The sequence below is a fragment of the Aquabacterium sp. A08 genome, assembly GCF_011742065.1.
Genome location: NZ_JAAQQT010000495.1, coordinates 1 through 404, shown reverse-complemented (window position 1 = coordinate 404; position 404 = coordinate 1). Strand labels below are relative to the sequence as shown.

Genomic DNA, 404 nt, shown 5'->3' with positions numbered 1-404 from the left:
GGGTCCAGGGTGAAGCCGTACACGCCGGTGCCCACGGTCAGCACCAGCATGGTGGTGGGGCCGTAGAGGGCGTAGCCGGCCGCCATCTGCTGGGTGCCGGGCTGCAGGAAGTCGGCCTCGGTCACGTCGCGGCCGCTGTCGATCACGTCTTGCGGCGCGCGCAGCACGGAAAAGATGCTGCCGACCGAGACGTTGACGTCGATGTTGCTGGAGCCGTCCAGCGGGTCGAACACCAGCAGGTACTTGCCACGCGGGAACGCCGCCGGGATGTTGCTGGGCGCCTCCAGCTCCTCGCTGGCCATGCCGGCGAGGTGGCCCCCCCATTCGTTGGCGCGCAGGAACATCTCGTTGCTGATCACGTCGAGCTTCTGCTGGGTTTCGCCCTGGACGTTGACGCTGTCGCC

At 68.1% G+C, this 404-nt stretch carries 1 pseudogene; it reads right to left on the bottom strand.

Going from position 1 to position 404, the window contains the following annotated elements:
- Positions 1-404, bottom strand: a pseudogene (locus HA630_RS27345) (class 1 fructose-bisphosphatase); the annotation flags it as partial.